Source organism: Nocardiopsis listeri NBRC 13360, from assembly GCF_001570765.1.
GTDB lineage: Bacteria > Actinomycetota > Actinomycetes > Streptosporangiales > Streptosporangiaceae > Nocardiopsis > Nocardiopsis listeri.
In genome coordinates this window covers 20,195-43,482 of the sequence record NZ_BCSH01000052.1, presented here as the reverse complement: position 1 = coordinate 43,482, position 23,288 = coordinate 20,195, and the positions used below count along the sequence as shown (strand labels likewise).

The window sequence follows — 23,288 nt, the reverse complement described above, 5'->3', positions numbered from 1 at the left end:
CGGTCAGACCTGGATCCGCTCCCCCTCCGGGTCGCCGGGCATCCCTCGCCCGGCCTCACCCGGAGGCTCCTTGGCCAACGTGTCCGGTCTGGCGACGCCCCGTCCCTCGACCTCGTCCCTCTTGGCCGCCTGACGCGGTCGGGGCAGCCTGCGCGGCGGTCCCTGGAGGTCGAGGGTGGTGACCGCGCCGAAGGTGGCGATCACCGCGCCGCTCTGACGGTCCACCAGGGCCGCGCGCACGCCGGTCCGGCGCGGCCCACCGACGCGCACCGCGTAGACCACGTCCACCCGTTGGCCGTGGCGCATCCCGTCGTAGCGCAGGAAGCGCCAGCAGCCGTGCCGCCAGGTGTCCTCGGGTTCGGCGGAGAGCATCACCTTGGCGTTGGTCCGCCAGACGTCGCTGCGACGCAACCGGCGCAGGCTTCGACGTGGGGAGTGCTCCCGCAGGGCGCACGAGTCGGCGCCGATCGTCCGACCGAGGGCCTCGCGCAGTTCCGGGCTGAGGGCCGCGAGCAGGAGCAGTTCCACCCCGAGCACGACTCCGTGGGTCAGGGTGGGCGTGGCCGCCACGTCCCAGCCGTTCGGTGCCAGGCCGACGGTGGCCGCGGCCGCCACCGCGAGCAGGGACGCGCGGGTGAGCGTGCGCCACCCGATCGGTTCGCGGCTCAGACCGCCGAAGCATCCGCAGCCCGCCTCCGGATCGCGCCTTCGCACCACCGACAGGACAACGACGGAAACGGCGAAGAGCGACACCGTGAGCACTCGCGCCACCTCACCGAGCGGCCCGGTGAGGGTCAGCAACGCCACCGCCAGGACCACCTCCAGCAGGCAGGTGAGGACCGTGACGGGGCGACGCCATCCTTGCGGAACCAACACGGTGACGCCTGTGCCCTGCGAACGCGGGGCGGCCTTGGCCACCGCGCCCATCAGCAACAGCGCCGCCAACAGTGGCAGTTGGAGCTCGCGGACCGCTGCGAAGATCTCCGGGAACATCGATTCACCCCTCCTGGTTCGCGACGGTCACGGTCGCGTTGAAGCAACCGGCCTCCAGCCGCCCGCCCAGGGCGACGAAGGAGATCATGGTGAGGGAGGCGATGCGTCCCGCCGCGTGCGTCCCACAGGACGGGCACAAGTCGCAGAACCAGCTGTCGGCGGCGGCGCAGTCGATGACGGGCACGACCGCCGTCTCCCGGGTGCAGTCGTTGCGCATGCTGAGGGTGGCGCCGGTGGACAGCAACGGCAGGGGAAGACAGGGGGTACGCCGGTCGCACCGTCCCTCGTGGCCGGACCGATCCAGGGACGGATAGGCGGCACCCGCCGCGTGGGCTCGCGGATCCAGGTGCGCGGAGCGCCCCCAGGCCGGGTCGTACCAGGTGGCGATGCCCTCGATCGTGTTGGAGTGTTCGCGGGTGAGCGGCCTGCGCGGGGCCGAGTCGAGTGGGTGTGGCGGCTGTGTGGTCGCCGGTCGCGCGGCCCACACCTCGCCATCGCGCCAGACGCCGACGACGTCGAACAGGTAGCCGGGCTCCAGCCGTGGATGCCGGACGGAGACGCGCCCGGACGTGCGGTAGGGCAGGACCACGGTGAGCCGAGGACGCCCGTGCCCGGGATCGATTTCGAGGTTGTCGCCCTCACTGTCGACGATGACCCCGCTCGCGCGCGCCGTCTGCGCCCAGACCCGTTCGGCGACCAGTCTCCCGTCGCGCGAACACAGCACCACGGCGTCGTCACCGGGCCTCAGTTCGGAGGGCAGGACCTCACCACCGCGCCAGAAGCCGGTGACCCGTTCGTAGAGGAAGCGCTCCTCGCCGTTCGGGGTGGCCAGGCAGAGCATGTACGAGGTGGCGTCCACGACCACGCCGCGAACGACGCGGTGGTGGACGGGTGTGGGTTCGGGTGCCGCCGTCGAGCCGAGCAACGCCGCCGTGAACCGCCGACGGTCCCGACCACTGTCCATGATCACTGACATGTCCCTCGCGCCCCCTGCCGCCCGACTCGTCCATCCGTGACCCATTGTGACCCCGAGTCACGCGATCGGCCGTTCACACGCCGACGCGCCCCGATCGTGTCGATGAGACACCTCGCGAACACGACCTGATTCATGTCGCTTTCACTCGGTTTGTCGGCACGTGGTACCAAGCTGCCTGGGCGTTTGCGTTCATTATGTGACAGTTGAAGGCCAAGGGCGGACGTACACCGCCGTGCACACAGCGATGCCGCTCGACGAGAGTGAGCGCCACCCGTGAAGGGCGGTGGTCCACGTGACGGGAACGACCCGGACTCCCAATTCCGAAGAGTTCAGCCGCTACGTGTCCGAACGCGGGCCCGCGCTGCTCCGCATGGCCCGTTCCCTCACCAACAGCCACGCCGACGCCGAGGACCTGCTCCAGGCGGCGCTGGTCAAGACCTTCCTCGCCTGGGGCCGGATCGCCGACCCCCGCGCCCGCGACGGATACGTCCGGCGGGCCATGGTCAACACGCAGATCTCCGAGTGGCGCCGCAAGCGCCTGGACGTCTACCCCACCGACGAGATCCCCGAGCAACGTGTGGACGACCCGACCTGGCGCAGCGACCTCGCCGACGTGGTGGGGCGCGCCATCGAACGTCTCCCCGAACGTCAGCGCGCCACGGTGGTCCTGCGTTACTACGACGACCTCACCGAGGCACAGATCGCCGAACGCATGGGCGTGACCATCGGCACCGTGAAGAGCACGCTGTCCCGCTCCGTAGAGAAGCTGCGCCGCGACGCCGACCTCATCATCGAACGCATCACCGCTTGACCCCGCCCGGCTTCGGGAGCCCGCCCCACGACTTCACGTGAGTTCGATTCGTACACGGATTCGGATCGCGACTATCCCACGAATTCCAGCGCGCCGTCCGCCCACTCCTCTCCCACCCGCTCGGGGGCCGCGCCGAACCCCCGTACGATCCGGACGGTCCACAACCACCATGGACGCCCGCGCCGAGCACGGATTCTTCGCCTCCGTCCACACGCACGCCCGACGTACCGGCGCCACGGTCGTGTTGATCACTCATCGCCTCGCCTCGGTACGCATGGCCGATCACATCGTCGTGCTCGAACACGGCCGGGTGACCGCCCAGGGCACCCACACCGAACTCATGACCGCCGGTGGCCTGTACCGGGAACTGTGGGAGCTTCAGGCGGATTCCTATCGCGCCTCCAACGTCCCGGAACCCCGTCGACCCTGATCCACGGGGGAGACCGGAACATCCCGGTCTCCCCTCCTCGGGTCCGTCCGGAGGGTTCGTTTTGCGCCCGGACCCCGCGCTCTGTAGTCTGGTCGCAGCCAGGAGGATTCGCCTAGAGGCCTAGGGCGCCGCACTGCTAATGCGGTTGGGGGGCAACCCCCTCATGGGTTCAAATCCCATATCCTCCGCCTGGTCAGAGGGGTCTCGTGCTTCGGCGCGAGGCCCCTCTGCTTTACCCGGAGCCCCGCCATGAGGCCGAACGGTTCCAACGGGCTCACACCGATCCCGGCTTCCTCCAGAGCGGGATGATCGCCGTGATCGCCGCCGCGGTCCGCGCGGCCACCTCCGGAACCACCGACGTATACGTGTCCGCTGTGAAGCCGTACCGCGAGTGCCCTGACGTCGCCGAGGGGCCCCGTTGCGTCCGTCCCACCCTTCGACCGAGGATCTACGCCGTTCTTGGAAGCGGCCTATCGGGCCGGGCCGTCGAACAGCACGAGAACATGACGACCGTGCTATCGCTTCTGCCTTGACCTGGGGTTTCTCTCTACCTCTGTTGCAGGGAGACCCCCAGGTCTTTTTTGGTTCGGGGACAAAGGCAGCGCAAAGGGTCCTTTATCGGCCGCTGCTCGATGTTCCGGCCCGGGGTTCTCCCGCTGCCCGGTAGTGGTTCGCGACCATTGCGCGACGCCTTCCGTTCGGCCCCGCGGCGGTGCGGGATAGTCTGCTCGGGTGTCCGAGACGACGGCGTGGAGGGAACGGGTGCTCCACCCCGTGCGAAGAGTGAGAATCATCGACGCCCTCCTCCCGATGGCCCTCATGGCCCTGTCCTTCGTTCCCGGAATCGCCCACCAGGGAGTCGACCTGGCGGAACTGCCGGACGACCGGTCCTTGGACGCCCTGGGTCTGACCCTCATCGCCGCCCAGGCCGCGCCCCTCGCCCTCCGGCGCCGGTTCCCCGTCACCTGCCTGGTCGTGGTCGCCGCCGCGTTCACCGCCTTCCAACTGCTGCGCTATCCCACCGCCTTCGCCTCCCTCGCCCTGGTCGTGGCCCTGTACACCGTCGGTACGCTCCCTCCGCGTCGCCCCGCGCCGGTGGTCGTGGGGGCGGTCGCCGCCTACGCACTCGTCTGCCACTTCCTGCGCCTCGCGGGCTCACCTGCCACCGTGGCCGACTACTTCGCCTTCGGCCTCGTCCTTGTCGCGTGCTGCGCCCTCGGTGGGTGGGTGCGCGCCCGGGCCTTGGAAGCCGAGGAGCGCCGCCGCCGGGTGGAGGCCGACGCCGCCGCCGCCGAACGGGCTCGTATCGCCCGCGACCTGCACGACGTCGTCACCCACCACGTCACCTCGATGGTGGTCCAGGCCGACACGGCGGGCTACCTGCTCGAACCGTCCGACCGGGTGGGGACCGCCCTGGCCGGTATCGGGGAGTCGGGGCGGCGCGCCCTGGACGACCTCCGACACCTGCTCGGTGTCCTGGAGGCGAGAGAGGACCCGTCCGGCCCCTCGCTCGGCGAACTCGCCGGCCTCATCGAGCGTTCCCGCAGGGCGGGACAGAAAGTGGACCTGGTCGAGGACGGCGATCCCCGACCGATGCGACCCCAAGTGGAGGAAGCCCTGTACCGCGTCGTCCAGGAGTCCGTCACGAACGCGCTCAAGCACGCGCCGGACAGGCCCGTCGTCGTCCGCATCGACCACGGGAGCGAGGCGGTAGGCGCCCAGATCACCACCGGGGGCGCCACGTCTCCGACCGAGGGGATCGGCTCGCCCCGGGCCCGCCTCGGCGGCGGCCGCGGCTTGAGCGGCCTGCGCGAGAGGGTGGGTTCCGTCGGCGGGGAGCTGCACGCGGGTCCCTCCGACGATGGGGGTTTCACGGTGCACGCGAGCATTCCCAGGGGGAGGTCGTGAACGGTTCACCCATCCGCGTCGTGGTCTGCGAGGACGACGAAGTGGTGCGCGCCGGATACGCGGCGGTGCTCGACGCCCAACCGGACATGGTCGTGGTGGGGCGCGCCGGCGACGGTGCCGAGGCGCTGAGCCTGATCCAAGATCTGCGGCCCGACGTCGCGGTGATGGACATCCACATGCCCGGTCTGAGCGGCATCGAGGTGACCGCCCACCTGACGGAGCCTTCGGGCCCCCACCCGGTGCGGGTCCTGGTGGTGACGACCTTCAACCTGGACGAATACGTCTACGAGGCGCTACGTGCGGGGGCGAGCGGGTTCCTGCTGAAGGACGCCCCGTTGCAAGAGCTGATCGCTGGTGTGCGCACGGTCGCCCGAGGGGAGGCCCTGCTGGCACCGGCGGTGACCCGGCGGCTCATCGGCGAGTACGCCCTGCGGATCCGCCCCGCCGACCCCGCCCCTCCCACGGTGCACGCCGAGCCGCTGACCGAGCGCGAGCACGAGGTGCTGCTCCTCATGGCGGAGGGGCTGTCCAACGGGGAGATCGCCGAGCGAATGACGATCGCGCACGAGACCGTCAAGACCCACGTGTCGCGGATCCTCACCAAGCTCCGATTGCGCGACCGGGTCCAGGCCGTCGTGTTCGCCTACCGCTCGGGGCTGGTGCGGCAGGGCTGAGAGCCGGCTCCCCCTCGAGAGCCACCGAATCGCGCTCGCGTGGGTGATGTGGTCGACGGCCTCTCCTTCCTAGCCTGGGAACCGGTCGGAGCGCCCCCGCGCTCCGCGTTCCAGGAAGTGGTCCCGACATGCCCAACGACGCCGCACCCGCGTCCGCCCCTCCCAGGTTCCGCCGGATGCTCCCGCGCTTGGCACTCCTCCTACTCCTTTTCGGCGTCTTGTCCGCGATCCTCCCGGGTGTGACCGGCGCGGTGGGTGCGTCGGTGTGGGCCCTGCCCATCGGCGTCGTGGCGGCGGCCCTCGGTCTGTGGGCCTACCGGCTCGCGATCCGCCGGATCGAGGGGAGGGAGCCGCTGGAACTCTCCCGCGAGGGGGCGGCCCACGGCCTCGGGTGGGGGACGGCGGCAGGGCTCGGCGTGTTCACCGCGACCATCGTGGTCATCGCCGTCTTCGGGGGCTACCGGATCACCGGTTGGGGGTCGTTCGAGGCGTTCCTCGCCGTGTGCGGACTGATGTGCGCGGTCGCGGTCGCGGAGGAACTGCTGTTCCGCGGGGTGCTCTTCCGCGTCGTGGAGGAGGTCACCGGGACCTGGGGCGCACTCGCCATCAGCTCCGCGCTCTTCGGCGGGCTGCACCTGGTGAACCCGAACGCGACCCCGTGGGGCGCGCTGGCCATCGCCCTGGAGGCCGGTCTCATGCTCGGCGCCGCCTACGTGGCCACGCGCTCCCTGTGGTTGCCGATCGGCCTTCACCTCGGTTGGAACACGGCGCAGGGCGGGGTCTTCGGCACCGCCGTCTCCGGCAGTGAGGAGGCGTTCGCCGGGCTGTTGGCCGGGGAGACGAACGGTCTCACCGTCATCAGCGGTGGCGCCTTCGGCCCCGAGGGCAGTGTCTTCGCGGTGCTGTTCTGCGGCGCGATCACGGTGTACCTGCTGCGCGTGGCCCACCGTAGGGGCCACATCGTGCCCCGGCGCGCGCGCCGGGACCGAGCCTCGGAACCGAGTGCGACGCCGCCCGGGCCACGGAACGTTTGAGTCATCGGGATCGCGGCCAGGGCAGAAGGGAGTACCGTTTCGAAGGGGGACACCATGGCTGAACACACGCCGTCGTTGCGCGTCTTCGCCTCACCGAGTCGTTACGTCCAGGGACGGGGCGCACTGGAGGAACTCGGTTCCCTGGTGGGCACCCTGGGGGAGAGCCCGTTGGTCCTGACCGACGATGTGGTGCGTGGTCTGACCGACGAGATCCTGGAACGTTCCTTCGCACGGGCGAAGGCCCCGCTCACCTTCGAGCGGTTCGGCGGAGTACCCACCAGGGTGGAGTCGGAGCGGGTGGCCGAGGTCATCGAGAGGGGCGACCACGACGTCGTCATCGGACTGGGCGGCGGCACCGCGATCGACGCGGCCAAGGCCGCCGGTGACAACGCGGGTGTTCCCTGGGTGAGCGCGGCGACGGTGGCCTCCACCGACGCACCCACCTCGGCCCTGTCCGTGGTCTACACCGAGGAGGGCGCCTTCGAGTCCTACCGGTTCTACGACCGCAACCCGGCCCTGGTGGTGGTCGACACCCAACTCGTGGCCCAGGCCCCCACCAGGTTCCTCGCGGCGGGTGTCGGGGACGCGCTGGCCACGTGGATCGAGGCCCGGGCCCTCCGTGGGACCGACGCGGCCAACATGGTGGCGGGCCGCCCCACCCGGGCAGGGACCACCTTGGCCCGGTTGTCCTGGGACATCCTGTGGGAGTCCGCGCTTCCCGCGTTGGACGCCGTGGACCGGAACCTGGTGACCCCCGACGTCGAAGCGACCGTCGAGGCGGCCACGCTTCTCTCGGGTCTGGGTTTCGAGTCCGGAGGACTCGCGGCCGCGCACGCGGTGCACGACGGCCTCACCGCGGTCGACGAGGCCCACCACCTGACGCACGGGGAGAAGGTGAACATCGGTTCGCTCACCCAGTTGCTGTTGGAGGGCGCCGCGACCGCCGAGGTGGAGGAGTTCGCCGAGTTCACCGCACGGGTGGGGCTTCCCACCACACTCACCGAGGCGGGCCTGGGCGACGCCGACGACGCGGTGTTGGACCGGGTCGTGTCGGCCGCCATGGCCCCGGAGGAGACCATTCACCGGTTGCCCTTCACCCCCTCCCACCAGGACGTACGGGACGCGCTCCGTGCGGTGGAGGGGGTCGGCCGACGGGCCCGCGAACGCGCGGGCTTGGGAGAGCCGCGGTCTCCCGAGAAGGGTTGAGTCGACGGGGTTCGGGACGGAAGGGGACGGGTCGGAGAGGCCGCGCGGGGAACCATGGCAGACTGGACCTTTGCCCTCCGACCCAGACACCGCACACGAGAAACGGGCCCATGGACGACTTGGAAATCATCGAAAGCGCCTCCGATCCGGCGGTCCGAAGGATCCTCGATGTCACCAAGAGTTCCAGGGCCAACATCAAGACGACCCTGATCGAAGACCCCGAGCCCCTCGTCCAGTGCCTCAAGGCCGGTGTGGAGTTCGCCGAGATCTACGGGATCGAGACCCAGCCGCCGTCCGGGGAGCTGATGGACCTGTGCCGGGAGCGGAACATCCCGGTCCGGCTGTTCGCCACCTCGGTCGTCAACCAGGTCTTCAAGGGCGAACGCAAGCCCAAGACCTTCGGTATCGCGCGGGTGCCGCGACCGTCGCGGTTCAGCGATCTCGCCAGGCGCGGCGGGGACGTCATCGTGCTCGACGGGGTGAAGATCGTCGGCAACATCGGTGCCATCACGCGTTCGGCGTTGGCCTTGGGCGCTTCCGGGATCGTGCTCGTCGACAGCGACCTCACCAGCGTCGCCGACCGACGACTGATCCGTTCCAGCCGCGGCTACATCTTCTCCCTGCCGGTGGTCCTGGCCACTCGCGAGGAGACCATCGACTTCGTCCGCAGGGAGGGCGTCCCGATGGTGGTGCTGGACGCCGATGGCGAGGTTCCGCTCAAGTCCCTCGGGGACAACCCGGATCGGCTCGCGCTGCTGTTCGGCGGGGAGAAGGGCGGCGCTTCGGAGATGTTCGAGGAGGCGGCCTCCGCTTCCATCTCCATCCCGATGCTGACCTCGACCGAGTCCCTCAACGTGTCGGTGTCGGTCGGCATCGTGCTTCATGAGCGGACCGGCCCGAACTTCGCGGCACACAAGGCCGACCGCCGCTGAGCGGAGGGGCCGCTCCGAGATCGGAGCGGCCCCTCCCCGCCTACTTCAGACCCTTGCGGGCCAGCAGCGGCTCCATGCCGGGCTCACGGCCCAGGAACTCGGTCACCGCCTCCATCGGGTCGACGCTGCCACCCACGGCCAGCACCTTGCGCCGGAAACGGTCGCCGTTCTCCCGGAGCAGTCCGCCGTTGGCCTTGAACCACTCCACGCTCTCGGCGTCCAGCACCTCGCTCCACACGTAGGAGTAGTAGCCGGCGCTGTAGTCGTTGGAGAACACGTGCATGAAGTACGAGGTCCGGTAGCGGGGGCGGACCAGCGGGTGCAGGGCGCCCACCTTCTCCAGCGCCTCGTTCTCGAAGGCCAGGGCGTCGTCCACCGTCGTCCCGGGCTCGATACGGTGCCAGGACCAGTCCAGTAGCGCGGCGGCCAGATACTCGAAGGTCGAGAAGCCCTGGTTGAACTTCTCCGCCGCGCTGAGCCGCTCCACCAGTTCGGTCGGGACGGGCTCACCGGTCTCATGGTGCTTGGCGTAGTTGGCGAGGATCTCCGGCCAGGTCGCCCACATCTCGTTGACCTGGGACGGGAACTCCACGAAGTCGCGCGGCACGCTCGTGCCCTCCACCCGCGGGTAGCGAACCGCCGACAGCAGTCCGTGCAGGGCGTGGCCGAACTCGTGGAAGGCGGTCTCCACCTCGTCGAAGGTGAGCAGGGTCGGCCCCGACACCGGCTTGGTGATGTTGAGGTTGTTCACCACCACGGGCCGCTCGTCCATCAGGTACGACTGCTCGACGAGGTTGTGCATCCACGCGCCACCGCGTTTGGTCGGCCTGGCGTAGGGGTCGAGCAGGAAGAGACCCAGCGCGTCACCGTCACCGTCGAAGACCTCCCACACCCGCATGTCGGAGTGATATCCCCGCAGGTCGGAGCGTTCGGTGAAGGTGACGCCGTACAGGCGGGTGGCCGCGTACAGGACCCCGTCCTCGATCACCCGGCTCAACTCGAAGTAGGGGCGCAGGGCGTTCTCGTCGAAGTCGTAGCGGGCCTTGCGAACCTGCTCGGCGTAGTACGGCCAGTCCCACGGCTCGATGTCGTGACCGGCGTGCTCGGCCAGCGCGGCGGCCTCACGTTCGACGTTGCGCCGTGCCGGCCCCACCAACTGACCGAGACGCTCCTCGACCGCGTCGACGGTCTTGGCGGTCTGGTCCGCGACCTTGTAGGCGGCGTGGTCGGGGTAGCCGCGCAGTCTGGCCTGCTCGGCCCGGATCGTCGCGACGCGCTTGGCGATCTCCAGGTTCTCCGGGGCGCGCTCCACGCTGAGCTTGTAGAGCTTCTCGCGAGTGGCGCGGTCGTTCAGCCGTGCCAGGGCCGGCTGGACGGTGGTGTTGAGCAGCGGCAGCACGTACTCGCCATCGTTCTCGATGGCCTGGAGCCAGGCCTCGTCCAGCCCGTCGAGGTCGGAGACGTCCCGGGTGACCAGGGCGGACTCGGTGGAGGCCCGGACCAGGTTGCGGGCGAACTCCGTACCGAGCTCGGAGACCTCGGTGTTGAGCTCGCGCATCCGCTCCTGTTCGGCGTCGTCCAGGTCGGCGCCGGCCTGGACGAAGTCGAGCCGGTACCGCTCCAACAGCCGGGACTCCTCCGGATCGGTGGTGGTGACCCGCTTGACGCGCTCCCAGAGCCCGCGGTCGAGCAGGATGGCGTCCTGGTGTTGGGTGGCCCTGGGGGCGAGTTCGGCTTCGAGTTCCTGGATGGCGTCGGTCGCGTCCGAACCGGCGAGGGTGTGCAGGACGGTCTCGACCCGCCGCAACGTGCGCCCGGAGCGTTCCAGGGCGGCGATGGTGTTCTCGAAGGTGGGTTCTGCGGGGTCGGCGACGATCGCCGCGACCTCGGCGAGGTGCTCGGCCACGCCCTGGTCGAAGGCGGGCCGGTAGTGCTCTTCGCGGATCCTCGCGAAGTCCGGGAGCCCGTAGGGCAGTGTGCTGGGTGACAGGAACGGGTTGTCGGTCAAGGGAACGTGCTCCTCGTTCGTCGGCGCCGGATCACGGCATCGGGGACGTCCGTGCTGTTCTATCGCGCGTCCCGCCGCATGTCACACGCCTACTCTCCGTTCATGGGGGATGACGCCGCCACGAACGGTGTCTCAGGGCGTGCTCTCCCCTCCGTCGATGACGTGCGGTTCCGACTTCGGTTCGGCGTCGGCGTCGAACGGCAGCTCGACGATCGGGACGTACCGTCCGATGGCCTCGCCCGCGCCCTCGGGGCTGTAGCTGAGCGTGCCGCCACCCGCCGTGACCTGGCTGTTGCGGGTGTTGAGCAGCATGAGCCGGTCCCGGACGGCCTCGGCCTTCGGTGCGACCGGCTCGTTGCCCTGTTCGTTGGTCATCCGCAGGGCCGCGGCGGCCACGGCTACGGCGTCGTGGTTGACGAGTGCGTAGCCGTTGGCGAGCCGTTCGAGGTCGGGGTCCTGCTCGCCGAAGTGCTCCAGGTAGGCGTCACGGAAGGCCGGGTAGCCCTCCGGAACGCCCGGGGAACCGGCGGGCGCGTCGTTCCATCGAGGATCGACGCCGGTGGCGTACACGAGCGTGATGTCCTGTTCCTCGACGATCCGCATCTCCTCCTCCTGGTTGAGCATGCTCATTCCGGTGGAGACGAAGAGGACCCGCATGTCGCGATCACAGACGCTGTACCTGAGACTGTCCAGGAACGCGTCCAGGTCGGGTGCGCGTCCGGCGAAGAGGATGGTGTCGGCGTCGGTCGCGCACACGTTGCCGGACACGTCGGAGAACAGACCGGCGGGCGGGGTGTCGCCGACGGTGGTGCCCCTGTAGGTCTGGACGGAGCGCCCCTCGGTGTACGCGCTCAGGTGTGCGTCATAGGCGCTCTTGAGGGTGGAGACGAACAGGTCGGGTTCGGTCTGGTCGTGCACGATGACGGCGCGGGCGGGTTCGTCGAGACCTTCCAGGTAGGTCCTCAGCGCCTTGACGTACTCGTTGTTGCTGGGCGCCACCCGGATCACCCCGGGCGAGGCGGGGTTCTCTTCGTCGCCGGCGTCGTCGATGCCCTCCGGTCCGTGCGCGAGCCCATCGGCGGTGACCGCGGAGGAGACCATGGGGATGTCGTACCGGTGGAGCTCCTCCGCGACGCTCTTGGTCGACTCGATGCTGACCCCCAGACCGGTGACGGCGACGAGGGGACGGTCCTCGTCCTGCGCCATGGCGACCAGGTCCTCCACTACCGGCTCCCAGGACCCCTGTCGACCGCCCATGTTCGCCAGGACCAGCTGGATCTGGGGGGTGGGGTCACCGTAGGCGCGGGTGTCGTTGGCGCGGATCTGCGCGGTGTAGGCGCCCTCCAGGGCTCCGCGCATCCGGGTCGGGTCCATCGGGCCGACCTCCTCGAAGCTGAGGGTGCCCAGGAAGGCGACGCGGACGATGGACTGCCCGCCGGCGAGGGCGTCGATGCGTTCGTTCTCGGCCCGGATGAGTCCGGAGACGTGTTCGAACTCGTCGGCGAATTCGAAGGAACCGTCCGTGACGCCGACGCACTCGCCCTGGATCTCCCGAACGCCGCTGCCCGGACCTCCACAGGTGAAACGATCGCCCAGCATGAGGGCGGTCGCCACGACTGCGAGGACCAACGCCGCCGCACCGCTCAGCAGCAGGCTCCTCCTCCTGTTCCCGCCGCCTACGTCGGCCGGGTCGGCCATCCGGGGTCACCTCATTCTGTTCGGCGGCTCGCCAACGACTTATGATGCGCGTTCTCGGGCGATATATGAGTATCGCGGCCATTCGTGACGCAGGCGTTATACGAATTCGTCCCTGTTCGGTGCCGAAATCACCGGAATCACCAGAATCACCATGGGAATCGGTGACGAGAGGGGAATGGGAGCCTCGTGCCCGAAGTGCTGCGCGAACGCGTCGTCCTGGTCGACCAGGAGCACCACGTGTTCACGGGTTCGTTGCGGGAGAACGTCGCGATCGCCGGCCCGGACGCCGATGACGCCCGGCTGCTCGAGGCGTTGGACGCGGTGGACGCCGATTGGGTCCGGGAGCCGCCCGAGGGGTTGGACACCCTGGTGGGCTCGGGTGGCGCGGACCTGGACCCGGCCAGGGCCCAACAGGTGGCGCTGGCCCGGGTGGTGCTGCTCGACCCGCACACGGTGGTGCTCGACGAGGCCACCTCGCTGTTGGATCCGCGGACGGCGCGAGCGGCCGAACGGTCCCTGGCGGCGGTGTTGGCGGGCCGGACGGTGATCGCGTCGCGCACCGGCTGCACACGGCGCACGACGCGGACCGGGTGGCGGTGGTGGAGGACGGTCGGGTCACCGAGATCGGGTCGCACGACGAACTCATCGCCGCCGGTGATGCGTACGCGTCCCTGCGATCCTCCTGGCACGGCACGGACTGAGGATCCGAGGACGCGCGCTCGGGCCGGACGTCGCCTCCCGGCCCGAGCGGCGGGTGCTTGCGCTCACTCCTGCGGGCTGAGGAACTCCAGCCGGTTGCCGTTGTTGTCGAAAACGTGGAAACGTCGATAGCCGGGGAAGGCGTCATCCCAGGTCACCTCGTGTCCTGCCGCGGTGATCCGCTCGGCGAGGGTGTCGATCTCACGCACGAGGATGCCGGGGTGCGCCTTGCGCTGCGGGGTGAATCCCTTCTCGACTCCCAGGTGGATCTCCAGGGCGTCGGCGCGCACCCACAGGCCTCCGCGGGCCGCCAGAACCGGGGGCTTGGGGATCTCGACGAATCCGAGGACGCCCACGTAGAAGGCACGGCAGTCCTGCTCACCACCCGGGGGAAGAGCGATCTGGACATGGTGGAGACCGAAGCCGAGTGCGGTGGAGGTGTCGGGGGCCGTCATACGTTCCTCTCGGTTCGGTCCAGGGTTCCGTTGCCCGTGCCGTTGGGTCCCAGGGGCCCGTGCACCTCGCCCTCGGGGATGTCGAGGGTGACTCCGCGCAGGGCGGCCAGGTCCGCACCCCCTTTTCGCCGGTAGACACGTCTGAGGTCGGTGATCTCCAGGGCACTCACGTGCGTCCTCCGGGGGTCGAGGCTCGAGTTTACCTTGATGTCGAGATACCTAGGAGAACGTCACCCTCGAGTCGATTCCTCCGGCAAGGGTGAGGGGCGCTCGAAGATGTGCTCCAGACCGTCACGTTCGTCCCACTGCTCACCGACCCTTTCAAAACCGAAACCGGCGATGGTGGCGAGCGAACCGACGTTGTCCGGACTGATCGAGGCACAGATCGTCACCACGTCCGGCGACGCGTCGGCCCGCCGCAGCAGCTCCACCACCATCGCCCGGGCATAACCCCGCCGCCGCAGTTCCGGCACGACGGAGTAGCCGATCTCCACGCTCCGGCGCTCGTCCGGTGGCCCGTGGAAACCCGCGTGACCGACCGCCCTGCCGTCGTCGGCGTCCACCACGACGTTGGTCAACCAACCGGCACGCGCCGGCACCGCACGCAACTGGTCCAGGCGGTAACCGCTGAGCCAGCGCATCTCCTCCTCGGCGAAGTGCGGTCCCAGCTCCGCGCCCACCAACCTCCCGGCGGTGGAGGTGTCCCCCTCCTTCAGGGCGACCAGGACTGGTTCGGTCATCTCCACCAGGCGCACCCGAGGGGCGCCGGTCGGTACGGTCCCGGCATTCGTGTTCGTCACCCACGCATCCTCGCCTGCTCCGACGAACGGCTCAACGTGTTTTACCGAACGCGTCACGTGTCGGATGGTCAGCGATCTAGGGGACGATGGACGTGCCCCGCACCGACCAGCCCATGAGGAGCCCCGTGCCCGACATCGACGATCCGCGCTGTTCCTGGGCCCGGAACACCTCCGAGCCCATGACCTCCTACCACGACGGTGAATGGGGGCGACCCTCGCACGAGGACCACTACCTGTTCGAGATGCTCGTGCTGGAGGGTGCGCAGGCCGGCCTGTCCTGGGCCACCGTGTTGAACAAGCGCGAGAACTATCGGCGGGCGATGGACGGTTTCGACTTCGATCGGATCGCCGGCTATGGACAGACCGAAACGGACCGGTTGCTGTCGGATCCGGGGATCATCCGCAACCGGCTCAAGGTCGGTTCGGCGGTACGCAACGCCCAGGCCTTCCTACGGGTGCGCGAGGAGTTCGGAAGCTTCGACGCCTACCTGTGGGACCGAGTGGACGGCACCCCGGTGGTGGGCCACTGGATCACACCCGAGGAGGTTCCGGTGACCACCCCGCTCGCCGACCGGCTGAGCCGCGACCTCAAGCGGCGCGGGTTCACCTTCGTCGGCGGCACCATCACCTACTCCTACCTCCAGGCCACCGGCGTGGTCGAGGATCACCTGGTGGGCTGTCCGGCCAAGCCCTGACCACCGCACTCGTGGCGAACGCTTCCGCCCACCGGATGGACCTTGCAACGTCCCGTGACCTAGCGTGAGCGACATGACGACCGCTCCTCCCACTCACGGCGCGATGGCCATCATCACCAACGGCGCCGGACGGTACCTGCTGCACCTGCGCGACGACATCCCCGGTATCGCCTGGCCCGGCCACTGGAGCACTCTGGGCGGCGGTTGCGAGGAAGGGGAGGCCCCGCGCGAGGCGATCGTCCGCGAACTCCAGGAGGAGGCCGGCCTCACCGTCGAAGGACTCACCGAGTTCTGCGAGGCCCCCGACGTCAACGGCTCCGGGCAACACCTCACTTTCTTCTCCGCCACCTGGGAGGGCGACCCCCACTCCCTGCCCCTCACCGAAGGTCGAAGACTCGACTGGGTCGCTCCCGAACGGTGGGGCGCCCTCCTCGTCCCCGGCTTCGTCCTCGAAATCCTCCACCGACACCGCACCACCACCTCCTGACCCTGTGAGGCCCGCCCTGCCGGACTCGACCCGAACCGTTCACCCGGGCAGGGTCGCCCGCACCGGCTCCGCTTCCACCGGTGGGCGGTCGCGTTCCACCACCCACCGGCGTCGAACCCCGACCTCCGTGAGGAAGGCGTGGTCGTGGCCGAGGCGGTCGCCCGGGGCGAGGCCCCCGAGGAGACCGACACCGAGGAGGTGGTCCGGGCGTCGGTCGCACCGATCTACCGCCGACTACTGGTCTGCCGGGAACCCGTCACCGCAAGGCACATCCACCGGGCCGCCCGGATCACCGCGGACGCCGCTGCCGCCGGGGCGTTCCTCATCGAGGAGCATCCCGACCAAAACCCGACCTGACCTGCGCCGACAGAAGAACCACAGAACTCCTTATGGCATAAGGAATCATTCGACGAGGCCACGCGTTCCCCTTTCCGTACGCCGTACTGTACGAGGTACGAACCAAGAGAGGGGCTCATGGCACCCACGCGAAAAGCGATCAGCGCACGAGGACTCGGCCGTAGGTTCAAGGACGGGTGGGCCCTGCGCGACTTCGACCTGGAGGTCGAACCCGGCACCGTGCACGGACTCCTCGGACCCAACGGCGCCGGAAAGTCCACCGCCGTGCGCGTACTCACCACCCTGCTCCGCCACCACGAGGGCACCGCCGAGGTCGCCGGGTACGACGTGGCCGCCCAGGGCTCCGAGGTCCGCTACCGGATCGGCCTGGTGGGCCAGAACGCCGCCGTCGACGAGATCCTCAGCGGACGCCAGAACCTGAGGCTCTTCGGCCGCCTCTACCACCTGGGCGGCCGGGTGGCCGCTCGTCGGGCCGATGAACTCCTTGAGCGCTTCGGGCTGTCCGACAGTGGAGACCGTCCGGTCGGAACCTACTCCGGGGGTATGCGCCGCAGGCTCGACCTGGCCGCCGGGATGATCCTGTCGCCGCCGGTGATGTTCCTCGACGAACCCACCGTCGGGCTCGACCCACGCGGTCGCGAGGAGGTGTGGTCGGCGGTGCGCGATCTCGTCGAGGACGGCACCACCGTCCTGCTCACCACCCAGTACCTGGAGGAGGCCGACCGGCTGGCCCGGACGATCTCGGTGATCGACACCGGCCGGGTGATCGCCCAGGGCTCCCCCACCGAACTCAAGACCCGGATCGGTGGGGACCGCATCGACGTGGTCCTGACCGACGGGACGGCCCTGGAACGTGCCGCCGCACTGGTCGCGGAGGCCACCGGACACCCCGTGGACGTGGACCTCGAAGGGCGCCGCCTCAGCGCCGAGGTGGACGACCGCGTGGCCGCCCTGACCCGCTCGGTCCGCGTCCTGGACGAAGAGGCGGTGGGGGTGGCCGACGTCCTGCTGCGCCGCCCCACCCTCGACGAGGTCTTCCTCCAGTTGACCGAGAGCGGAGAACACTCTCCGAACACCACGACAGAGGTCGCCCGATGAGCGTCACCGAAACGCGCCCCACGACGACCGAAGCCCCCCTCCCCGGCAGGCCGCGAGGCCTGGCGTCCCGAGCACGTTGGGCCGTCGCGGACGGCTGGGCGGTGGCCGGGCGCGACCTCACCCACTGGATGCGCCAGCCCTGGGAGATCGGTTTCGGTCTGCTGTTCCCGGTGCTCATGGTGTTGATGTTCGTGTACCTGCTCGGCGGGTCCATGTCGGTGCCCGACGGTGGGGACTACACCGAGTACCTGATGCCCGGCATGTTCGCCATGGCCATGGTGTTCGGTCTGGGGGAAACGGTCACCGCCGTGACCACGGACGCCGCACGCGGGGTCACCGACCGGTTCCGTTCGCTGCCCATGGCTTCCTCCGCGGTGGTCGTGGGACGCTGCCTGGCGGACATGCTGCGCTCGACCCTGGCACTGAGCGTCCTGGTCGGGTTCGGGATGCTCGTCGGTTGGCGGTGGCACGGCACCTTCACCGAGGCCCTGGCCGGTTTCGGGCTGCTGCTCCTGCTCCGTTTCGCCTTGGTGTGGATCGGCGTCTACGTGGGCCTCCTCGCCCGGGGACAGGGCGCCATCAGCGTCATCCAGACCCTGGAGTTCCCGATCGGCTTCCTGTCGAACGCGTTCGTGGCCACGGCGACCATGCCCCTGTGGTTGGGGACCATCGCCGACTGGAATCCGATGTCGTCCACGGTCACGGCGGTACGCGGGCTGTTCGGCAACCCGGTGGCGGTCGGGGACACCTGGATCACGCAGAACGCGCCGCTCATGGCGGTCGTCTGGCCACTGCTTCTCGTGGCCGTGTTCGCTCCACTGTGCGTGCACAAGTACCGCGACCTGAGCGGCTGAGCCCAGGGGCCTTGCACCCGCCCCGTCCTCCCCCGGCCGCCGCGGTCCGGCCCCACCGGTCCCCCCTCCCGTTCCCGCCGCCGGACGGCCGAGAGAGCCCGCGGGACGTACACTGGCCCGTACGCCCTACGGGCCAGGATCAGGACCAGGACGGACCCATGCCCTCGCAGCACGGTAAGAGCGGTGACCCCGCGCGCAGCCTGTCCCTCCTGTGGCGCACCCAGGAGCCGACCAGCCGTGGTCGGGGGAAACCGGGGCTCAACGTCGACCGGATCGTGGCGGCGGCCACCGGACTCGCTGATTCCGAGGGCATCGCGGCGCTGTCCATGCGCAGGGTCGCCGACGCGCTCGGCGTGGGCACGATGTCGCTGTACACCTACGTCCCGGGCAAGGGCGAACTCCTCGACCTCATGGTCGACGCCGCCTACGGTGACCTGGACACGGACGACCGATCCGGTGCCTGGCGCGAGAGGTTGCGACGGATCGCGTTCGCCAATCGGGCCCTGTACGTACGCCATCCATGGATGCTGCAGGTGGTCACCACACGCCTTTTGGGTCCCAACCTCATCGCCAAGTACGACCACGAACTCTCCGCGGTGGACGGTCTGAACCTGAGCGAGGTCGAGATGGACTCCACCGTCAACCTGGTCAACGGCTACGTGGAGAGCACCGTCCGACAGACCCTGGGGGCCGAGCAGGTGGCCCGGGACTCCGGTATGGACGACGAGCAGTGGTGGCGGACCTACGACCCCTTGTTGGCGGCGCTGGCCGACGACACGAGGTTCCCGACCGCCTCACGGGTGGGCACCGCCGTCGGCCGAGCGCACCAGGCGGTCTACGACCCCGACCACGAGTTCTCCTTCGGCCTGGAGCGGGTGCTGGACGGGGTACGTGCGCTCGTGGACTCCCGCGCTCCGACCGACGACTGAGCGCGGCCTCCTCGTCCGAACCCGGCCGAACGGCCGACGCGATCCTCTCGGTCGTTCCGGGGAGATACGCCACCGCCGACCGTCGGCTTCCGAGCGACGGTCGGCGGTGTGCGGTCCGCGGTATCGAGGCTCAGGAACGCAGCGCGGCGGCCTCGCGGGCCAGGGCCGTGATGTCGTCCCAACGGGCCCCGGCGACCAGGTCGCTCGGGGTCAACCAACTCCCGCCCACACAGCCCACGTTCGGCAGGGCGAGGTAGTCCGGCGCGCTCTGGAGGGTGATCCCACCGGTCGGACAGAAGCGCACCTGCGGCAGCGGTCCACCCAGGGACTTCAGGAACCGTGCCCCGCCCGACGCCTCCGCCGGGAAGAACTTCAGCGCGGTCAGGCCCGACTCCAAAAGGGTCATCGCCTCCGACACCGTGGCCACCCCCGGCAGCGAGGGCAGTCCCGTGTCCGTCATGGCGCGAGCCAGGTCGGGGGTGCACCCCGGGCTGACAAGGAACCGAGCCCCCACCTTCGCGGCGGCGTCGGCCTGTTCGGCTGTGACCACGGTTCCGGCGCCCACCACCGCTTCGGGCACCTCCTCGGCGATGCGCTCGATCGCGTCCAGCGCTGCGGGTGTCCGCAGGGTGACCTCGATGCCGGGCAGGCCGCCCGCCACCAGCGCGCGGGCCACGGGCACCGCGTCCTCGGCGTTCTCCAGCACCACCACCGGCATGACCGGGGCGAGGGCGAACAGGTCCTCACCGGAGCGGGGGACGGTCCTCATGTGCTTCTCCAAGTACGGGTTCGGTACGGATGGGGTCGTGCGGATCCTTGACGCGCGGATTCCTCAGTGACCGAAGACGCCGGCGCCGGACTCGGCCGGGCCGACCGCCGCGCGCAGAGCCGCGAAGAGCTCACGCCCGGTGCCCACCGAGGAGTCGACGGAAGGACGTGCGTCCTCCCTGCCCTCCAGGTCGGCCAGGACCTCCAGTGTGCCGTTCACCGCGTCCAGACGGATGAGGTCGCCGTCCTGGACCCTGGCCAACGGACCACCCGCCTCCGCCTCCGGGGACACGTGGATCGCGGCCGGGACCTTCCCGGAAGCCCCGGACATACGCCCGTCGGTCACCAAGGCCACCTTCTGGCCCCGGTCCTGTAGTACCCCGAGCGGCGGGGTGAGCTTGTGCAGCTCGGGCATCCCGTTGGCGCGCGGCCCCTGGAAGCGCACCACCGCGACGAAGTCACCGGTCAGCTCTCCCTCGGTGAAGGCCTTCTGCAATTCGGCCTGGTCGGCGAAGACCTTGGCCGGGGCCTCGATCACACGCCGTTCGGGGTCGACGGCCGACACCTTGATGACGGCACGGCCGAGGTTGCCGGAGAGCATGCGCAGACCGCCGTCGGGGGCGAAGGGATCTCCCGCACCGCGCAGCACCGTCTTGTCGGCGCTGTCCTTCGGGCCGTCCACCCAGGTCAGACCGGTCTCGTCCAGGTGGGGCACCTGACGGTAGCGGTCAAGGCCCGGACCGGCGATGGTGCGCACGTCCTCGTGGAGCAGACCGGCGTCGAGGAGGCTCCCGATGAGGAAGGCCATGCCGCCCACCTCGTGGAACCGGTTCACGTCGGCGGCACCGTTGGGGTACATGCGGGTGAGCAGCGGCACCACCTCGGACAGGTCCGCGAAGTCGTCCCAGGTGAGCCGGATACCGGCCGCGCGAGCGATCGCCACCAGGTGCAGCGTGTGGTTGCTGGAGCCACCGGTGGCCAGCAACGCGACCACCGCGTTGACGATGGCCTTCTCGTCGACCTGCTCACCGAGCGGGGTGTGTTCCTCCCCCAACGCGGTGTGGCCGAGCACGCGACGTCCGGCCTCCGCGGTCAGGGCCTCCCGGAGCGGGGTCCCCGGCTGCTCGAAGCTGGCACCGGGCAGGTGCAGGCCCATGACCTCCATGAGCATCTGGTTGGAGTTGGCGGTGCCGTAGAAGGTGCAGGTACCGGGCGAGTGGTAGGCGGCGGACTCGGCCTGGAGCAGATCCTTGCGCCCGATCCGTCCCTCGGCGAACTTCTGCCGGACCCGCGCCTTCTCCTTGTTCGGCAGCCCCGAGGGCATGGGGCCGGCCGGAACGAAGGCCACCGGGAGGTGTCCGAAGGAAAGCGCGCCGATGAGCAGGCCGGGCACGATCTTGTCGCACACGCCGAGCATGAGCGCCCCGTCGAACATGTCGTGCGACAGCGCCACGCCGGTGGCCATCGCGATCACGTCGCGGCTGAAGAGGGACAGTTCCATGCCCTCACGGCCCTGGGTGATGCCGTCGCACATGGCGGGAACACCGCCCGCGAACTGGGCGACACCGCCGGCCTCGGACACCGCGGCCTTGATGGTCGCGGGGTAGGACTCCAGGGGCTGGTGCGCGGACAGCATGTCGTTGTAGGCGGAGACGATCGCCAGGTTGGGGGTGACGTCCCCGGAGAGGGCGAGCTTGTCGCCCACACCGCAGGCGGCGAACCCGTGGGCGAGGTTGGCGCAGCCCAACGATGAACGGGCCGGCCCCCTGCTCACGGCCTCACGGATCCGTTCCAGGTAGGCCGATCGGGTGTCGACGCTGCGGTCGGCGAGGCGGCGGGTCACCTCGGCGACGACAGGGTGGAGGTCGGGGTGCGCGGTCATCGGGCTCTCTCCTCTTCGTGCCACGTACGGCCGGTGCGGCCGATGAGCCGGTCGGCGCCCGCGGGGCCGGCGCTTCCGGCGGGGTAGGGCTCAGGGGCGACGCCGAGGTCGTCCCAGGCCTGGATGATCGGGTCCACCCACCGCCATGCGGCCTCGACCTCGTCGCGGCGCATGAAGAGAGTGGAATCCCCGGCCAACACGTCCATCAGCAACCGCTCGTAGGCCTCGGGTGAGCGGGTGGCGAAGGTGTCGGCGAAACTGAGTTCGAGCGGGACCGGCCGCAGCCTCAGCGCTCCGGCGCCGGGTGTCTTGGCCAGCATGGTCAGGTGGATGCCCTCGTCCGGTTGGAGCCGGATGACGAGGGAACCGGCGTCGCTGGGCGTACCGGCGCCGGGGAAGATCGTGTGCGGAACGTCCCGGAACCGGATCACGATCTCCGAGTCGGCGTTCGCCATGCGTTTGCCGGTGCGCAGGTAGAAGGGGACGCCCGCCCATCGCCAGTTCGACACCTCGGCGCGCAGGGCCACGTAGGTCTCGGTGTCACTGGTCGGCGGCCCGCCCGCCTCGTCCAGGTAACCGAGGACCTCTTCTCCCTGGACCTTGCCCCGGGTGTACTGTCCGCGCACGATGTGCCGGGCGACCTGGTCCCCCGTCACGGGTTTGAGGGACTGCAGGACCTTGAGCTTCTCGTCGCGGACGGCGTCGCGGTCGTAGCTGGACGGCGGTTCCATGGCGGTCAGGCAGAGCAGCTGTAGCAGGTGGTTCTGGACCATGTCGCGCATGGCACCGGAGGAGTCGTAGTAGCCCCTACGGCCGCCCACGCCGACGGTCTCGGCCACGGTGATCTGCACGTGGTCGATCCAGCGAGAGTTCCACAGGGGTTCGAGGAAGACGTTGGCGAACCGCAGGACGAGCAGGTTCTGCACGGTCTCCTTCCCCAGGTAGTGGTCGATCCGGTAGATGCGGGACTCGTCGAACACCGACCCGACCTCGTCATTGACCACCTGGGAGGAGACGAGGTCGCGTCCCAGCGGCTTCTCCATGACCACTCGGGATTGCGGGGTGACCAGGTCTGCGTCGCGCAGGCCATGGCAGATGGCCCCGGAGATCATCGGCGGTACCGCGAGGTAGAAGACCCGGTCACGGCCGCGGGTGAGCGCCTCGGTCAGACGCGTCCAACCCGAGGGGTCTCCACCGACGTCCACCGTGACGTGTCGGAGACGACCCAGGAAGCGACGCAGGACCTCGGGTTCGACCACCTGGACGGCGCTGTGGCCGCGTACCGCGGAGTCCGCCTTGTCGCGCAGGTCGGCGTCGGTCAGTCCGTCCTTGGAGACGGCGATGACGCGTGTCCCCTCGTCCAGGTGACCGTCTCGGTCCAGGAGGTAGAGGGAGGGAAGGAGTTTGCGCATCGACAGGTCTCCGGTTCCGCCGAAGACCACCAGGTCGGTGGGGTGGCGGGGCACGGGCTGCTGCATTCGGTCGGCTCCTGCGAGAGGGAGGAAGGAGAGGTGTGATCGGGGGGTGCCGGGGCGGGGCACGAGGACTTCCGGCGCGGGGTCCGGGACGTCGTGACCAGGGGGACTAACGACCC

The 23,288-nt window shown here is 69.7% G+C and carries 22 protein-coding genes, 1 tRNA gene and 2 pseudogenes; 15 read left to right on the top strand and 10 right to left on the bottom strand.

What is annotated here, in order from left to right:
• Positions 1–3: 3 nt before the first annotated feature.
• Together NLI01S_RS16990 and NLI01S_RS16985 are read right to left on the bottom strand one after the other, a co-directional pair.
• The gene (locus tag NLI01S_RS16990) at positions 4–993 is read right to left on the bottom strand and encodes a MauE/DoxX family redox-associated membrane protein (protein WP_067605650.1); all 990 of its coding nucleotides are present in this window, start codon (positions 991–993) and stop codon (positions 4–6) included.
• A 4-nt stretch (positions 994–997) separates the two neighbouring features.
• Positions 998–1,969 (bottom strand): hypothetical protein, encoded by a 972-nt coding sequence (locus NLI01S_RS16985; RefSeq protein WP_067605648.1) that lies wholly within the window; start codon positions 1,967–1,969, stop codon positions 998–1,000.
• Between the two features lie 283 nt (positions 1,970–2,252).
• Here NLI01S_RS16985 and NLI01S_RS16980 point away from each other — a divergent pair, with 283 nt between their 5' ends.
• The 8 genes and pseudogenes from NLI01S_RS16980 to nshR all read left to right on the top strand — a co-directional run bounded on the left by NLI01S_RS16980 (position 2,253) and on the right by nshR (position 8,964).
• Complete coding sequence (locus tag NLI01S_RS16980) at positions 2,253–2,780, top strand: SigE family RNA polymerase sigma factor (RefSeq protein ID WP_067605645.1); 528 nt, start codon at positions 2,253–2,255, stop codon at positions 2,778–2,780.
• Positions 2,781–2,940: 160 nt separating this feature from the next.
• Positions 2,941–3,210: pseudogene (locus tag NLI01S_RS16975) on the top strand (ABC transporter ATP-binding protein); the annotation flags it as partial.
• Positions 3,211–3,311: 101 nt separating this feature from the next.
• Positions 3,312–3,398, top strand: a tRNA-Ser gene (locus NLI01S_RS16970).
• 595 nt (positions 3,399–3,993) lie between these two features.
• On the top strand, positions 3,994–5,118 hold the full coding sequence (locus tag NLI01S_RS16960) for a sensor histidine kinase (protein WP_067605636.1): 1,125 nt from the start codon (positions 3,994–3,996) through the stop codon (positions 5,116–5,118).
• Positions 5,115–5,792, top strand: coding sequence for a response regulator (locus tag NLI01S_RS16955; protein WP_067605633.1), 678 nt, complete (start codon positions 5,115–5,117; stop codon positions 5,790–5,792). The genes NLI01S_RS16960 and NLI01S_RS16955 overlap by 4 nt, the downstream gene beginning before the upstream one ends.
• 128 nt (positions 5,793–5,920) lie before the next feature.
• Positions 5,921–6,826 carry a CPBP family intramembrane glutamic endopeptidase gene (locus tag NLI01S_RS16950; protein ID WP_084392669.1) on the top strand — a complete coding sequence of 302 codons (906 nt, stop codon included), beginning with the start codon at positions 5,921–5,923 and terminating at the stop codon, positions 6,824–6,826.
• A 54-nt stretch (positions 6,827–6,880) separates the two neighbouring features.
• On the top strand, positions 6,881–8,032 hold the full coding sequence (locus NLI01S_RS16945) for a glycerol dehydrogenase (RefSeq protein WP_067605630.1): 1,152 nt from the start codon (positions 6,881–6,883) through the stop codon (positions 8,030–8,032).
• Positions 8,033–8,142: 110 nt separating this feature from the next.
• Positions 8,143–8,964 carry an NshR/TsnR family 23S rRNA methyltransferase gene (gene nshR, locus NLI01S_RS16940; RefSeq protein ID WP_067605628.1) on the top strand — a complete coding sequence of 274 codons (822 nt, stop codon included), beginning with the start codon at positions 8,143–8,145 and terminating at the stop codon, positions 8,962–8,964.
• A gap of 40 nt (positions 8,965–9,004) precedes the next feature.
• On the opposite strand, the gene NLI01S_RS16935 is transcribed toward nshR, so the two are convergent.
• Together NLI01S_RS16935 and NLI01S_RS16930 are read right to left on the bottom strand one after the other, a co-directional pair.
• Positions 9,005–10,972: a M3 family metallopeptidase gene (locus tag NLI01S_RS16935; protein ID WP_067605625.1), complete on the bottom strand. Its 1,968-nt coding sequence runs from the start codon at positions 10,970–10,972 to the stop codon at positions 9,005–9,007.
• 132 nt (positions 10,973–11,104) lie between these two features.
• Entirely contained in the window at positions 11,105–12,670 is a 1,566-nt protein-coding gene (locus NLI01S_RS16930; RefSeq protein ID WP_067605622.1) for an ABC transporter substrate-binding protein, read from the bottom strand.
• A gap of 183 nt (positions 12,671–12,853) precedes the next feature.
• Between NLI01S_RS16930 and NLI01S_RS25360 the strand changes: the two are divergent.
• A pseudogene (locus NLI01S_RS25360) lies at positions 12,854–13,371 on the top strand (ABC transporter ATP-binding protein); the annotation flags it as partial.
• 63 nt (positions 13,372–13,434) lie between these two features.
• Here the strand turns inward: NLI01S_RS25360 and NLI01S_RS16920 are convergent.
• Genes NLI01S_RS16920 through NLI01S_RS16915 form a run of 3 tightly spaced genes read right to left on the bottom strand, consistent with a single transcriptional unit; the run spans position 13,435 to position 14,624 of the window.
• Positions 13,435–13,824 (bottom strand): glyoxalase, encoded by a 390-nt coding sequence (locus NLI01S_RS16920; protein ID WP_067605616.1) that lies wholly within the window; start codon positions 13,822–13,824, stop codon positions 13,435–13,437.
• Positions 13,821–13,994, bottom strand: a complete 174-nt coding sequence (locus tag NLI01S_RS25790) for a hypothetical protein (RefSeq protein WP_190318499.1) — start codon at positions 13,992–13,994, stop codon at positions 13,821–13,823. The genes NLI01S_RS16920 and NLI01S_RS25790 overlap by 4 nt, the downstream gene beginning before the upstream one ends.
• Positions 13,995–14,054: 60 nt before the next feature.
• Complete coding sequence (locus NLI01S_RS16915) at positions 14,055–14,624, bottom strand: GNAT family N-acetyltransferase (RefSeq protein WP_223809279.1); 570 nt, start codon at positions 14,622–14,624, stop codon at positions 14,055–14,057.
• Positions 14,625–14,758: 134 nt separating this feature from the next.
• Between NLI01S_RS16915 and NLI01S_RS16910 the strand changes: the two genes are divergently transcribed.
• The 6 genes from NLI01S_RS16910 to NLI01S_RS16885 all read left to right on the top strand — a co-directional run bounded on the left by NLI01S_RS16910 (position 14,759) and on the right by NLI01S_RS16885 (position 19,044).
• Positions 14,759–15,319, top strand: a complete 561-nt coding sequence (locus NLI01S_RS16910) for a DNA-3-methyladenine glycosylase I (RefSeq protein ID WP_067605709.1) — start codon at positions 14,759–14,761, stop codon at positions 15,317–15,319.
• Positions 15,320–15,392: 73 nt separating this feature from the next.
• Complete coding sequence (locus NLI01S_RS16905; protein WP_067605611.1) at positions 15,393–15,806, top strand: NUDIX hydrolase; 414 nt, start codon at positions 15,393–15,395, stop codon at positions 15,804–15,806.
• Between the two features lie 138 nt (positions 15,807–15,944).
• Entirely contained in the window at positions 15,945–16,163 is a 219-nt protein-coding gene (locus tag NLI01S_RS16900) for a TetR-like C-terminal domain-containing protein (protein ID WP_067605608.1), read from the top strand.
• A gap of 117 nt (positions 16,164–16,280) precedes the next feature.
• Positions 16,281–17,261: an ATP-binding cassette domain-containing protein gene (locus NLI01S_RS16895; RefSeq protein ID WP_067605605.1), complete on the top strand. Its 981-nt coding sequence runs from the start codon at positions 16,281–16,283 to the stop codon at positions 17,259–17,261.
• The gene (locus NLI01S_RS16890; RefSeq protein ID WP_067605602.1) at positions 17,258–18,115 is read left to right on the top strand and encodes an ABC transporter permease; all 858 of its coding nucleotides are present in this window, start codon (positions 17,258–17,260) and stop codon (positions 18,113–18,115) included. Before NLI01S_RS16895 ends, NLI01S_RS16890 begins: the two co-directional genes overlap by 4 nt.
• 158 nt (positions 18,116–18,273) lie before the next feature.
• Positions 18,274–19,044 (top strand): TetR/AcrR family transcriptional regulator, encoded by a 771-nt coding sequence (locus NLI01S_RS16885; RefSeq protein WP_067605595.1) that lies wholly within the window; start codon positions 18,274–18,276, stop codon positions 19,042–19,044.
• A 130-nt stretch (positions 19,045–19,174) separates the two neighbouring features.
• Here NLI01S_RS16885 and NLI01S_RS16880 read toward each other — a convergent pair whose 3' ends face one another.
• The 3 genes from NLI01S_RS16880 to zwf all read right to left on the bottom strand — a co-directional run bounded on the left by NLI01S_RS16880 (position 19,175) and on the right by zwf (position 23,172).
• Complete coding sequence (locus NLI01S_RS16880) at positions 19,175–19,813, bottom strand: bifunctional 4-hydroxy-2-oxoglutarate aldolase/2-dehydro-3-deoxy-phosphogluconate aldolase (RefSeq protein WP_067605592.1); 639 nt, start codon at positions 19,811–19,813, stop codon at positions 19,175–19,177.
• Between the two features lie 63 nt (positions 19,814–19,876).
• Positions 19,877–21,694 (bottom strand): phosphogluconate dehydratase, encoded by a 1,818-nt coding sequence (edd, locus tag NLI01S_RS16875; RefSeq protein ID WP_067605590.1) that lies wholly within the window; start codon positions 21,692–21,694, stop codon positions 19,877–19,879.
• A complete protein-coding gene (zwf, locus tag NLI01S_RS16870) occupies positions 21,691–23,172 on the bottom strand; it encodes a glucose-6-phosphate dehydrogenase (RefSeq protein ID WP_067605587.1) in 1,482 nt (493 codons plus the stop codon). Before zwf ends, edd begins: the two co-directional genes overlap by 4 nt.
• Between the last annotated feature and the right edge of the window lie 116 nt (positions 23,173–23,288).